Source organism: Methylosinus sp. RM1 (genome assembly GCF_011378635.1).
GTDB lineage: Bacteria > Pseudomonadota > Alphaproteobacteria > Rhizobiales > Beijerinckiaceae > Methylosinus > Methylosinus sporium.
On sequence record NZ_WOVC01000061.1, the window covers coordinates 1 to 11,560 of the forward strand.

General features: G+C 65.4%; 10 protein-coding genes and 2 pseudogenes. 7 read left to right on the forward strand and 5 right to left on the reverse strand.

Going from position 1 to position 11,560, the window contains the following annotated elements:
* Positions 1-252, forward strand: a pseudogene (locus FMZ75_RS20070) (hypothetical protein); the annotation flags it as partial.
* A gap of 86 nt (positions 253-338) precedes the next feature.
* Here FMZ75_RS20070 and dksA read toward each other — a convergent pair.
* A complete protein-coding gene (dksA, locus tag FMZ75_RS20075) occupies positions 339-755 on the reverse strand; it encodes an RNA polymerase-binding protein DksA (protein ID WP_108917890.1) in 417 nt (138 codons plus the stop codon).
* A gap of 80 nt (positions 756-835) precedes the next feature.
* Positions 836-2,056, reverse strand: coding sequence for an NADP-dependent isocitrate dehydrogenase (locus FMZ75_RS20080; protein ID WP_166145799.1), 1,221 nt, complete (start codon positions 2,054-2,056; stop codon positions 836-838).
* Positions 2,057-2,301: 245 nt separating this feature from the next.
* Here FMZ75_RS20080 and FMZ75_RS20085 point away from each other — a divergent pair, with 245 nt between their 5' ends.
* The 3 genes from FMZ75_RS20085 to FMZ75_RS20095 are packed head-to-tail and all read left to right on the forward strand — an operon-like array spanning position 2,302 to position 3,704.
* Positions 2,302-2,547 carry a type II toxin-antitoxin system ParD family antitoxin gene (locus FMZ75_RS20085; protein ID WP_108917888.1) on the forward strand — a complete coding sequence of 82 codons (246 nt, stop codon included), beginning with the start codon at positions 2,302-2,304 and terminating at the stop codon, positions 2,545-2,547.
* A complete protein-coding gene (locus FMZ75_RS20090; RefSeq protein WP_166145802.1) occupies positions 2,548-2,865 on the forward strand; it encodes a type II toxin-antitoxin system RelE/ParE family toxin in 318 nt (105 codons plus the stop codon). It begins immediately after the preceding gene.
* Positions 2,862-3,704 (forward strand): RNA methyltransferase, encoded by an 843-nt coding sequence (locus tag FMZ75_RS20095; protein WP_166145805.1) that lies wholly within the window; start codon positions 2,862-2,864, stop codon positions 3,702-3,704. The genes FMZ75_RS20090 and FMZ75_RS20095 overlap by 4 nt, the downstream gene beginning before the upstream one ends.
* Before the next feature lie 21 nt (positions 3,705-3,725).
* On the opposite strand, the gene FMZ75_RS20100 is transcribed toward FMZ75_RS20095, so the two are convergent.
* Positions 3,726-5,621, reverse strand: a complete 1,896-nt coding sequence (locus FMZ75_RS20100) for a methanol/ethanol family PQQ-dependent dehydrogenase (RefSeq protein WP_142862400.1) — start codon at positions 5,619-5,621, stop codon at positions 3,726-3,728.
* Positions 5,622-5,932: 311 nt separating this feature from the next.
* Here FMZ75_RS20100 and dnaE point away from each other — a divergent pair, with 311 nt between their 5' ends.
* The gene (dnaE, locus tag FMZ75_RS20105; protein ID WP_166145808.1) at positions 5,933-9,298 is read left to right on the forward strand and encodes a DNA polymerase III subunit alpha; all 3,366 of its coding nucleotides are present in this window, start codon (positions 5,933-5,935) and stop codon (positions 9,296-9,298) included.
* A complete protein-coding gene (locus FMZ75_RS20110; RefSeq protein WP_166145811.1) occupies positions 9,295-10,206 on the forward strand; it encodes an MBL fold metallo-hydrolase in 912 nt (303 codons plus the stop codon). Before dnaE ends, FMZ75_RS20110 begins: the two co-directional genes overlap by 4 nt.
* A gap of 3 nt (positions 10,207-10,209) precedes the next feature.
* Here FMZ75_RS20110 and FMZ75_RS20115 read toward each other — a convergent pair whose 3' ends face one another.
* Complete coding sequence (locus FMZ75_RS20115; RefSeq protein WP_166145814.1) at positions 10,210-10,986, reverse strand: DUF1499 domain-containing protein; 777 nt, start codon at positions 10,984-10,986, stop codon at positions 10,210-10,212.
* 167 nt (positions 10,987-11,153) lie between these two features.
* Between FMZ75_RS20115 and FMZ75_RS20120 the strand changes: the two genes are divergently transcribed.
* Positions 11,154-11,360 carry a hypothetical protein gene (locus tag FMZ75_RS20120; protein ID WP_166145817.1) on the forward strand — a complete coding sequence of 69 codons (207 nt, stop codon included), beginning with the start codon at positions 11,154-11,156 and terminating at the stop codon, positions 11,358-11,360.
* 89 nt (positions 11,361-11,449) lie between these two features.
* Here FMZ75_RS20120 and FMZ75_RS20125 read toward each other — a convergent pair.
* Positions 11,450-11,560, reverse strand: a pseudogene (locus FMZ75_RS20125) (elongation factor Tu); the annotation flags it as partial.

Below are 11,560 nucleotides of genomic sequence, written 5' to 3' on the forward strand. Positions count from 1 at the left end.
CCGCGTCCGGCCCCGCCGCCCTTCCTGTCGCGCGCCGCCAAGCCGGCGCCGCCGTCGGCCGTCGAGCCGCCGCCGCCCGCGCCGGAACCGCCGCCGCCCGCTCCCGAGCTTCCGCCGCAGGAGGTCGTCGTCGAGCCGCCGCCCCCTCCTCCGCCGCCGGAAGAGCCGCCGCCGGCTCCGCCCGTCGATCCGCTCGACTCGCTCGAGGCGGAAATGGCGCGACTGCTCGGCCGTCCGGAATCGAAACCCTGAGCCGACAAAAACAGCGCCCGCGGAATTCTCCGCGGGCGCTGTTTTTTATTCCTGTTCGGATCTTTCGAAAGATCGAGGACGCCCGTTCAGTCGTCCCGGTAGACGCGTTCGCGGCGCTCGTGCCGCTCCTGCGCCTCGATCGACAGAGTGGCGATCGGCCTCGCGTCGAGCCGCTTCAGCGAAATCGGCTCGCCGGTCTCTTCGCAATAGCCATAGGTGCCGTCCTCGAGCCGCGACAAAGCGGCGTCGATCTTGGAAATGAGCTTGCGCTGCCGGTCGCGGGCGCGCAGCTCGATCGCCCGATCGGTCTCCGACGAAGCGCGATCGGCGAGGTCGGGATGGTTCTCGTTCTCGCTCTGCAGAGTGGCGAGCGTGTCGCGGCTCTCCTGCAGTATCTCGTCCTTCCACGCGAGCAGCTTGCGCCGAAAATACTCGCGCTGCCGATCGTTCATGAAATCTTCTTGCTCGGACGGTCTGTAGCTAGCGTCTAGATCCACCGCCATTGCCGCGAATCCTCCCTAAGCCTGAACGCGGCGTCTATATAGCCGCGCCGCTCGGGTAGCACAATCACTTCGTCGATCCCTCATTTTCCGAGCGAAAGCGCGGCTGCGAGGTTGGAATCGATCTTGTCCAGGAAGCCGGTGGTCGACAGCCATTTCTGATTATGGCCGACGAGCAGCGCCAGATCCTTGGTCATGAAGCCCTGCTCCACTGTGGAGACGCAGACCTCTTCCAGCGTCAGAGCGAAGCGCGCCAGCGCCTCATTGCCGTCGAGCTTGGCGCGATGCGCGAGCGCCCGCGTCCAGGCGAAGATGGAGGCGATGGAATTGGTCGAGGTCGCATGGCCCTTCTGATGCTCGCGATAATGGCGCGTCACCGTGCCATGCGCGGCCTCCGCCTCGACGGTCTTGCCATCCGGCGTCATCAGCACGCTGGTCATCAGGCCGAGCGAGCCGAAGCCCTGCGCCACCGTGTCCGACTGCACGTCGCCGTCGTAATTCTTGCAGGCCCACACATAGCCGCCGGACCATTTGAGCGCCGAGGCGACCATATCGTCGATGAGGCGATGCTCATAGGTGAGACCCTGCGCCTGGAATTGCGCTTTGAACTCGGCGTCGAACACTTCCTGGAACAAATCCTTGAAGCGCCCGTCATAGGCTTTCAAAATCGTGTTCTTGGTCGAGAGATAGAGCGGGAATTTGCGGTTCAGCGCAAAATTCATCGAGGCGCGCGCGAATTCGCGGATCGACTCGTCGAGATTGTACATCGCCATGGCGACGCCGGCGCCGGGGAAGCGGAACACTTCCTTTTCGATCACCGTCCCGTCGTCGCCCTCGAATTTGATCGTGAGGCGGCCCTTGCCGGGCGTGCGGAAATCGACGGCGCGATATTGATCGCCGAAGGCGTGGCGGCCGATGACGATCGGCTGCGTCCAGCCGGGCACGAGGCGGGGAACGTTCTTGCAGATGATCGGCTCGCGGAAGATGACGCCGCCCAGAATATTGCGGATCGTGCCATTGGGCGACTTCCACATTTCCTTCAGGCCGAATTCCTGCACGCGGGCTTCGTCCGGCGTGATAGTGGCGCATTTGACGCCGACGCCATGAGTCTTGATCGCCTCGGCCGCGTCGATCGTCACCTGATCATTGGTGGCGTCGCGATTTTGGATGGAGAGATCGTAATAGAGCAGCTCGAGATCGAGATAGGGATGGATGAGCTTGTCCTTGATATAGGCCCAGATGATCCGGGTCATCTCGTCGCCGTCGAGCTCGACGACCGGATTCGCGACCTTGATCTTGCTCATAAAATGCCTCTCCCGCGTGAGCCGCCGGCCTTATAGCGCGCGTAAGGCGCAAGGCAAAGCAGGCGCCATGGGCAAATCTGCAAGGCGAAGCGGTTTGCACTTCTCGTGACGGCGATTTTGATCGACTGCTGCCGAATGTTCAGGCGCCGACGCCTACAGCGCGCTCGCACCGAGAGAAAAGTCGACGGCGCCCGCAATAGCACGTTATGCGCATATCGTGCTATAATCCGCCGAGGAGGCTCGCCATGAACGTATCCGTTGGCAAGCATTGGGAAGAGTTCATCGATTCCCTGGTCAAGCAGGGCCGCTACGCCTCGGCGACCGAGGTGATGCGCGAGGGCCTGCGTCTCGTGGAGGAGCGCGAGGCGAAGCTGAAGGCGCTGCGCGAGACAATAGAGGCGTCTCTCGCCGAAGCGGGCGAATTGACCGACGAGCAGGTCGCCGCCGAGTTGCGCGCCCATGTCGAGGCCCGAAGGGCTCGAAGCGCCTGAATGCGCAAGCTGATCTATCGCCTCGCCGCCAATCGAGATCTGAAAGACATAGCCGATTTCATCGGGGAGACCTCCGGCGATCTCGACGCAGGATTGGCCGTCGCCGAGCGATTTCGCGCGCAATGCGCAAAGCTGGCCGCCTCGCCCATTCTTCTCGGGCGTCCGCGCGAGGAGCTTTCGCCCGGACTGCGCGGCTATTTGTTCCGCGACTACATCATCTTCTTCCGTTGCACCGATGAGCGTCTGGAAATCGTGAACATTCTTCATTCACGTCGCGATCTCGCGGCGACCCTCGATTCGAGCGACGACTCTCCATGACCGGCGCTGGAACCGACCACACCAAGCCAAAGCTCGAAGGCGGGCCGACCATCGTGCTCGTGCGGCCGCAGCTCGCGGTCAATATCGGCATGTGCGCGCGCGCCATGGCCAATTTCGGCCTCTCCGACCTGCGGCTGGTCGCGCCGCGCGAGGGCTGGCCGACGCGCGATCCCGTCTATCGCGAGGCCTCCTACGCCGCCGCGGCCGGCGCCGCGCATCTGCTCGATTCCGCCAAGCTCTATGAGAGCGTGCGCGAGGCGATCGCCGATCTTTCCTTCGTCTATGCGGCGACGGCGCGCGGGCGCGGCCAGGTGAAGCCCGTGGTGACGCCCGCGACCGCAATGTCCTCCACCGCCCTGCGTATCAAAGCCGGCGAGCGTCATGGCGTGATGTTCGGCCCGGAGCGCACAGGGCTCGACAATGACGATGTCGCGCTCGCCGATTCGATTCTGACCTTTCCGGTCAATCCCGCCTATGCTTCGCTCAATCTGGCGCAGGCGGTGCTGCTCACCGGCTATGAATGGTTCCGCCACGCCCATGGCGAGACGCTGCCCTTCGACGTCACCGAGCGCTCGCCGCCCGCCACCCGCGAGATGACGCTCGCTTTCTTCGACTATCTGGAGAAGCATCTCGACGAGCGGCAATTCTTCCGTCCCGAGACGAAGAAGCCGGTGATGTCGCGCAATCTGCGCAACATGTTCCACCGCATGAACATGACCGAGCAGGATGTGCGCACGCTCTGGGGCGTGGTGGTGCGGCTGGTGGAAGGCCCGCGGCGCGAGCCGAAGAAGGCGAGCCGGCGCAAGAAGGAAGAGCAGAGCGGGACGCCCGGCGACTGAGCGCCGCCGGGCGCACGCCGGTCAGTCCGGCAGAGCGAAGACGGTGAGCACGCCGCCGAGCGCGGTGTAATTCGACAGGCTGCGATAATTGCCGACCGCGCCGAGACCGTCGCTGCTTTTGGTGAGGCCAGCCGCGAGGCCGATGCCGGCCCAGCCGCCGACGCCCGAGAGCACGGCGACATATTGCTTGCCGCCGACCTCATAGGTGATGACATTGCCGATGATGCCGGAGGGCGTCTTGCGCCGGAACAGCTCCTTGCCGGTCTTTGTGTCGACCGCCTTGAGATAGCCTTCCAGCGTTCCGTAGAAGGTCACGCCGCCATCGGTCGAGACGGCGCCCGACCACACGGAGAATTGCTCCTTGTTCGCCCAGACGATCTTTCCGGTCTTCGCGTCCCAGGCGATGAAATTGCCCGTATGCGTCTCGCCCTTGTCGCGATCGGCCGGGAACATTTCCACCGTCGCGCCGACATAGGGCTGGCCGGCGGAATAGCTGACGCGAAACGGCTCGAAATCCATGCAGACATGGTTCGTCGGCACGAGGAAGAGGCCCGTGCTCGGATCATAGCTCGCCGGCTGCTCGTCCTTCGAGCCGAGAGTCGTCGGACAGGCGCCGCGCGTCGTCTCGTCCTCGCCATGCGCCTCGGTCGAGAAGCGCTCGTCGAGGATCGGACGGCCATAGGTTTTCGACTTCTTGTCGAGGTCGATCTTCTTGGCCCAATTGACCGCCGGATCGAATTTCTCGGCGACGAGCAATTCGCCATTTGTGCGATCGAGCGTGTAGGCGAAGCCGTTGCGATCGAAATGAACGGCGGTCTTCGTCTTCTTGCCGCCGATCTCCTGATCGACGAGCACGATCTCATTGACCGCGTCATAATCCCATTGGTCGTGCGGCGTCGTCTGATAGACCCATTTCGCCTTGCCCGTGTCGAGATCGCGCGCCCAGAGCGTCATCGACCAGCGATTGTCGCCGGGACGCTGCACGGGATTCCATGTCGAGGGGTTGCCGGAGCCGTAATAGATCAGATCGAGCTCCGGATCATAGCTGTACCAGCCCCATGTCGTGCCGCCGCCCAGCTTCCACTGATCGCCTTGCCAAGTGTTGATCCCGGAGTCCTTGCCCACGGGCTTGCCGAGATGGGTCGTCTTCTCGGGGTCGATCAACGTCTCTTCGTCCGGCCCGGTCGAATAGCCGCGCCACAGCAGCGCGCCGGTCTTGACGTCATAAGCGCTGATATGGCCGCGCACGCCATATTCGCCGCCGGCGTTGCCGACGAGCACCTTGTCCTTGAACACATGCGGCGCCGCCGTGGAGGTCTCGCCCTTCGACGGATCGCCGAATTTGACAGACCAGATCGGTCTGTCCTTGCCCTCGCCGGAAGACGCGCCCGTCGCCGCATCGAGCGCTACGAGAGTCGTGTCGGCCTGCGCGAGAAAAATCTTGCCGTCGCCATAGGCGAGACCGCGATTGACCGTGTCGCAGCACATCACCGGAACGACGGAGGCGTCCTGCTGCGGCGCATATTTCCACAGCACCTTATGATCCGGGTCTCGCAGATCGAGCGCATAGACGACATTCGGAAACGGCGTGTGCAGATACATCACATCGGTGACATAGGCGGACTTCGTCTTGCCGTCCTTGTCGGCGGCCGCCGGAATCGTCACATCGTGAATGACGAGCGGCGCCCCTTCGTGACCGCGCAGAACGCCGGTCGAAAATTGCCAATCGACAGAGAGCTTGTGCACATTCGCGGTGGTGATCTGCTTCAACGCCGAATGACGACGATTGGCGTAATCTCCCGTCGGCGACACCCATTGCCGCGCGTCCTTCTGCAGCTCGAGCAGCGTATCCGCAAAGGCGCCGCTCGCCGCGAGCGCGAACGCGCCGACGGTCATCGACAGTCGGAATTTTCTCATCTGCATTCATTCCCTCCGCAGCCCGACGTTTTTTAAGCTTACGTTTTCTTCGCGACAGACGGCGACGGCCCGGGAAACCGCGCGCCGTCTGTCGCGAGCTCATGCAGCGGCCGCGACGCCGCTCGCAACGGAGGTTCCACGAATGCGCGCGCCTTCGCCAGATCGCGAAACCGCGACGCGTCTTTGATCGTCGCAGTTTTGCGACAGTTGCGACGACGATCGAGCATCGCCGCCTCGCGACGCGCGCGCCACTTGCCCATGCTCGGGAAATGCAGGACAATACGTGAACAAAATGCGCGCCCGAGCTTGCGATGCCCCGCTACGCCGAATTCGCGACGACGACGAACTTCTCCTTCCTGCGCGGCGCCTCGCATCCCGAGGAGATGGTCGCGCGAGCGATGGCGCTCGGCCATGTCGGCATAGGCGTGGCCGATCGCAATTCGCTCGCCGGCGTCGTGCGCGCTCATTCCTATCTGCGCGAGCACGCGGCCGAAGCGCCCGGCTTTCGTCTCGCCATAGGCGCGCGGCTCGTCTTCGCCGACGAGACGCCGGATATTCTCTGCTATCCGAAGGACCGCGCCGCTTACGGGCGTCTCTGCCGGCTGCTGACGCGCGGCAATTTGCGCGCGCAGAAGGGCGAGTGCCGCCTTTTCCTCGACGATCTCTTAGAATTCGCCGAAGATCAGCAGCTCATCCTCATGGAGGGCGCGGCCCTTCCCCCTGCCCTGCTCGCTGCGGCCGACGAGCGGATGTGGCTGGCGGCGACCGCGCTCTATGGCGTCGACATGCGCGCCGCCCTCGCCCGCCGCATCGCGCTCTCGCGCGAGACCGGCCTGCCGCTCATCGCGGTGAATGAGCCGAACATGCATGTCCCCGAGCGACGCCCGCTCGCCGACGTTCTCGCTTGCGTGCGCGAGAAGACGACGCTCGACAACGCCGGCTATCTGCTCTCCGCCAACGCCGAGCGCGCGCTGAAGAGCGGAGCGGAAATGGCGCGACTATTCACGCAGGCGCCGCAGGCGGTCGAGGAGACGGCGCGCTTTCTGGAAGGCCTATCCTTCCGTCTCGACGCGCTGGCGCATAATTATCCGAGCGAGCTGCGCGAGGGATTTTCCAGCGAGCAGGAGGCGCTCGAATTTTACGCGCGAGACGGCGCGCGGACGCGTTATCCGGGCGGCGTTCCCGATCAGGTCGAGACGCTGCTGCGCCATGAGCTGCAGCTGATCGCAGAGCTCGGCTACGCCGCTTACTTTCTCACCGTGCACGACATTGTCCGCTTCGCGCATTCGAAGGACATATTCGCGCAGGGGCGCGGCTCGGCCGCCAATTCCGTCGTCTGCTTCTGCCTCGGCGTCACCGAGGTCGATCCGACGAAGCATGATCTCCTCTTCGAGCGCTTCGTCTCCGCCGCGCGCAACGAGCCGCCAGATATCGACGTCGATTTCGAGCATGAGCGGCGCGAGGAGGTGATGCAATATATCTACGCGCGCTATGGCCGCGAGCGCGCCGGACTCACGGCGACGGTCGTCTCCTATCGCTCGCGTTCGGCCATTCGCGAGGTCGGCAAGGCTTTCGGCCTTTCGGCCGACGTCGTCTCGCGGCTCTCGAACAATGTGTGGGGAGGAATAGCGCAAGGAGAGGCGTCCCCACCTCCCCCTCGAGGGGGGAGGTCGAGCGCCGAAGGCGATCGGGAGGGGGTGAAACCCCAAGTCTCTGCCGTTGAACCCCACCCCGTCCGGCTATCGCCGGCCGACCCTCCCCCTAAAGGGGAGGGTGAGCGCGAGCCGCGCCTCGCCAAGGCGCTGGAGCTGACGCGCGAGCTGACCGGCTTTCCGCGCCATCTCTCGCAGCATACGGGCGGCTTCGTCATCACGCGCGATCGGCTCGACGAGATCGTCCCGCTCGCGCCCGCCGCCATGGAAGGCCGCACGACGATCGAATGGGACAAGGACGATCTCGACGCGCTGCGCATATTGAAGATCGACGTGCTGGCGCTCGGAATGCTCACCTGCCTGCGCAAGGGCCTCGCTCTGCTGGCCGAGCGCTATGGCGTCGTGCATCGCCTCGCGTCGATCCCCGCGGAGGAGGAGAGTGTCTATGACATGATCTCGCGCGCCGACACGATCGGCGTGTTCCAGATCGAGAGCCGCGCGCAAATGTCCATGCTGCCGCGGCTGCAGCCACGCGAATTCTACGATCTCGTCATAGAGGTGGCGATCGTGCGCCCCGGCCCCATTCAGGGCGATATGGTGCATCCTTATCTGCGCCGTCGCATCGGCAAGGAGGAGGTCTCCTTTCCCTCGGCGGAACTCGAGGAGGTGCTGCGCAAGACGCTCGGCGTGCCTTTGTTCCAGGAGCAGGCGATGCGCATCGCCATTGTCGCCGGCGGCTTCACGCCGGATGAGGCGGACCGGCTGCGCCGCGCCATGGCGACGTTCAAGCGCGTCGGCACGATCGGAACCTTCCGCGCCAAAATGCTCGCCGGCATGGAGGCGCGCGGCTATAGCCGCGAATTCGCCGAGCGCTGCTGGGGACAGATCGAAGGCTTCGGCTCCTATGGCTTCCCCGAGAGTCACGCGGCCTCTTTCGCCCTGCTCGTCTACGCCTCCGCCTGGCTCAAATGCCGCTACCCGGACGTGTTCTGCTGCGCCTTGTTGAATTCGCAGCCCATGGGCTTCTATGCGGCGGCGCAGATCGTGCGCGATGCGCAGGAGCATGGCGTCGGCGTGCATGAGGTCGATGTGAATTTCTCCGCTTGGGACTGCACGCTGGAGACGCGCGCGGAGGCGACGCCGCTGCATCCGCGCCACGCCTCCATGGTGAGCGACATTCGCGCGAGGCATGACGTGCGGCTCGGCTTCCGCCAGATCATCGGCCTGCGCGAGGCGGATATGAAGCGCCTCGTGGCGAAGCGCGGCGCCGGCTATGATTCCGTGCGCGATCTGTGGCTGCGCGGCGGGCTCGAGCCGGCGACGCTGGAGCGTTTGGCGGAGGCCGGCGCCTTCGCCTCGCTCGGCCTGCCGCGCCGCGACGCGCTCTGGGCCGTGCAGGCGCTCAACCGCGCCGGCGACAAGGACGATCTGCCGCTCTTACGTGCGCTCTCCTTCGCGCCGCAGGAGGAGGACGCGAACCTCCCGCCCATGCCGCTCGGGGCGGAGGTGGTGGAGGATTATCGTTTTCTGTCGCTGTCGCTGAAGGCGCATCCGATGGCGTTTCTCCGCGCGCGGCTCGACGCCAAGGGAATCATGCCTTGTGCGGCGCTCGGCGGCGGCCCCCTCCCCAACCCTCCCCCGCGAGCGGGAGAGGGAGCAAGCTCGGCGCTTCATCGAGATTTCGCGCAACGCCGGCCGGCCGCCGAGGGGGCGCGCGTGACCGTCGCCGGCCTCGTGCTGGTGCGGCAGCGGCCGGGCTCGGCGAGCGGCGTGATCTTCATGACGATCGAGGACGAGACCGGAATCGCCAATATCGTCGTCTGGCCGAAACTGTTCGAGCGACAGCGGCCCGAGGTCATCGGCGCGCGGCTGGTGTCGGTCTCGGGGCGCGTGCAGAACGAATCCGGCGTCGTCCATGTGATCGCGCAGAAGATCGAGGATCTGACGGCCGATCTGCGCCTGCTCGAGCAATCGCGCGGCGCCAAGGCGCGCGAGGCCATGCCGAAGGGACGCAATTTTCAATGAGCCCAGATGATTTTCTCACCACCTTCGACTCTCCGCCGGGCGCGCTGCAACGGGTGTCGCCGGCGACACGCCGCATCGTCGCGCCCAATCCCGGCGCCTTCACCTATACGGGCACATGCAGCTACATCATCGGCGAAGGCGAGGTGGCGATCATCGACCCCGGCCCCGCGGACGCCTCGCACATGGAGGCGCTGCTCGCCGCCATTCACGGCGAGACGTTGCGCTATCTGCTCGTCACCCATACGCATCGCGATCATTCGCCGGCCGCGCGCATTCTGGCGGAGAGGACCGGCGCGACCATCGCCGGCTGCGCGCCCTATGCGCCGCCGCCCGATCTCGCGGTCACAGGCCCCGGCCTCGACGCCTCGCATGACAAAAGCTACGCGCCGGACATTCTCCTCGCCGATGGCGGCCAGTTGAGCTTCGGCGGCCTCGCCATCGAGGCCGTCGCGACGCCGGGCCATACGACCAATCATCTCTGCTTCGCGCTGGCCGAGGAGGCGACGCTCTTCACCGGCGATCATGTGATGGGCTGGGCGACGACCGTCATCGCGCCGCCGGACGGCTCCATGAGCGAGTATTTCGCCTCGCTGGAAAAGCTGCGCTGGCGCGATGATCGCCTCTATTGGCCGGCGCATGGCGGACCGGTAAAGGAGCCGCAGCGCTATTTGCGCGCCCTGCTCCACCATCGCCGGCAGCGCGAGGCCGCCATCCTCGAGCGGCTAGAGGCCGGCGACGAGACGATCGCCGCCATGGTCGCGCGCATTTACGAGGGCTTCGACGCGAGCTTGCAGAGGGCGGCGGCGCTCTCCGTCTTCGCCCATCTCGAAGATTTGATCGAGCGCGGCCTCGCCCGCTGCGACGGGCCGGCGACATTGGAGGCGCGGTATTTCACGGTGCGGGAGTAGCGCTCACTTCTCGTTCAGCCCCGCTTGCAGTTCCTCGGCGAATTGCCGGATGCGCTTGGCGTTGGCACCGAAATCATGGCGCCCGTAGCGCGAGGCGGAGCGCACGTCGATGCGCGTCTGGCCGGCGAGCGGACGCAGGCGCACAGCGATGTCGTCGGCAAAGCCCATCACCAATGTGCGGTCGAGAAAATCGAGATGGCCGACGCCGGAGCGACCGCCGGGCGGGCGCTGGTCTATGACGCGCCAGCCGCGGCTCTGCGCCGTCTCCAGCACCAGCTGATAGGCCTCGTCCGGCTCGAGATCGACGACGATCGGCTCTATGTCGGGATAGCCGTCCCTCTGCCGCTCCGCAGTGTCGGCGTCGAAGCCGGCGGGCGTGAAGCCGGCGCGCGCCGCCACGGCCGCGCGCGAGGTGGAGAAGCGCGGCGGATCGGCCGTGTCGGTCGAGACGTCCGAGAGCACCGGCAGGCGCACGGCCTGGACCGCGAGATAGGCCGGATAGCCGAGCGTCACCGCGGCGAGAAAGGCGCCGCCGAGCGCCGCGCCCAGCCCGCGCCGGCCCTCCTGCCAGATGACGACGCAGGCGGCGAGAAACAGCAGCAGCGCGACGAGCGCCACTACGATCGCGCCGCCGAGCACAGCGAGCGAGGCCTGCGGCTCCACGGCATTGGCGCGCGCGAGGATCACGGCGATCGCCGCCACCGGCAGAGAGAAAACAGCGAGCCGCCGGCACCAGACCGCGGCGTTGGAGACGGGCTCTTCTGGGATATGGCGCAGCATGAGGCGATCATAGCATCGATCGCGGCGCGGCTCATCCACGGGGGCATGTGGAAGACGCCCGAAGGGCTCCGCGATTTTACGAATAGTTTACCCGGGTAAGGGAGACTTTAAATCAAATGCACGCATTCCTCGAGCGTCCCTCAACCATTCAGTAGAGAGTAGCCGCCATGTCGAAGCTCGTCGCCACCGATTTCAACGAAGCGCAATCCGCCGACCGTCCGCATGATCTGCTCGCCCGCCTCTATCGCGAGATCGGCATTTCGGCCGTCGCCGCGGCGCTCGAGGTGATGATGCATCCGAGCCATGACGAGACCGAGGCCTCCGAGGATGCGCGCCTGCCGGCGATCCTCCTCGAGGAGCAACTCGCGGCCTGACGGCCGCCAACTCTCTTCTCCCCGACTTGGGACCGCGAGCCATTCGGCTCGCAGTCCCTTTTTTGAAGCGAGCCTCAGGGCTCGCTTTTTTATTCGATGATCGAGGCGACGACGCCGGCGCCGACGGTGCGGCCGCCTTCGCGGATGGCGAAGCGCAGCTTCTCCTCCATGGCGATCGGAACGATGAGGTTCACCTCCAT

Bases quoted from the DNA above. Each gene is read 5' to 3' on its own strand.
- dksA (WP_108917890.1), bottom strand. From the start codon at position 755: ATGGCGGTGGATCTAGACGCTAGCTACAGACCGTCCGAGCAAGAAGAT.
- FMZ75_RS20085 (WP_108917888.1), top strand. From the start codon at position 2,302: ATGAACGTATCCGTTGGCAAGCATTGGGAAGAGTTCATCGATTCCCTG.
- dnaE (WP_166145808.1), top strand. From the start codon at position 5,933: ATGCCCCGCTACGCCGAATTCGCGACGACGACGAACTTCTCCTTCCTG.
- FMZ75_RS20120 (WP_166145817.1), top strand. From the start codon at position 11,154: ATGTCGAAGCTCGTCGCCACCGATTTCAACGAAGCGCAATCCGCCGAC.
- FMZ75_RS20080 (WP_166145799.1), bottom strand. From the start codon at position 2,056: ATGAGCAAGATCAAGGTCGCGAATCCGGTCGTCGAGCTCGACGGCGAC.
- FMZ75_RS20115 (WP_166145814.1), bottom strand. From the start codon at position 10,986: ATGCTGCGCCATATCCCAGAAGAGCCCGTCTCCAACGCCGCGGTCTGG.
- FMZ75_RS20095 (WP_166145805.1), top strand. From the start codon at position 2,862: ATGACCGGCGCTGGAACCGACCACACCAAGCCAAAGCTCGAAGGCGGG.
- FMZ75_RS20110 (WP_166145811.1), top strand. From the start codon at position 9,295: ATGAGCCCAGATGATTTTCTCACCACCTTCGACTCTCCGCCGGGCGCG.
- FMZ75_RS20100 (WP_142862400.1), bottom strand. From the start codon at position 5,621: ATGAGAAAATTCCGACTGTCGATGACCGTCGGCGCGTTCGCGCTCGCG.
- FMZ75_RS20090 (WP_166145802.1), top strand. From the start codon at position 2,548: ATGCGCAAGCTGATCTATCGCCTCGCCGCCAATCGAGATCTGAAAGAC.